This window comes from Phosphitispora fastidiosa (assembly GCF_019008365.1).
GTDB lineage: Bacteria > Bacillota > Thermincolia > Thermincolales > UBA2595 > Phosphitispora > Phosphitispora fastidiosa.
Window position 1 is genome coordinate 1 of sequence record NZ_JAHHUL010000086.1, and the last position, 323, is coordinate 323.

Consider the following 323-nt stretch of genomic DNA (forward strand, 5'->3'; position numbering starts at 1 on the left):
ATGATCAAAAACGCGAAAAAGCCCGTAGTTTCAACAACTATGGGCTTCTCACCTTTTTTTAACTGTAAAAGTCAGGTCAGGAAGTAGGCAGAGGAGACCTTATTGGCTTGGTTGGCTCAACGGGGCGGAGTACCGGTTCCCACCTGCACTTTGAGGTTATTAGCGGGGGAAGTTTCCGGAACCCCATCAATTATTTAAAGTAGTTAATTTTTCAAAAGCCTTATGGATAATGATTCCATAGGGCTTTTATTTTGGACAACCTCCTTTAAATGGGTTTATTACCGATGATTTTACCTTTAAATGCGGGGTTTGCTATGTTATAA

The 323-nt window shown here is 40.9% G+C and carries 1 pseudogene; it reads left to right on the forward strand.

The features are described 5' to 3' along the window. Positions 1-74: 74 nt before the first annotated feature. Positions 75-203: pseudogene (locus Ga0451573_RS19050) on the forward strand (M23 family metallopeptidase); the annotation flags it as partial. Between the last annotated feature and the right edge of the window lie 120 nt (positions 204-323).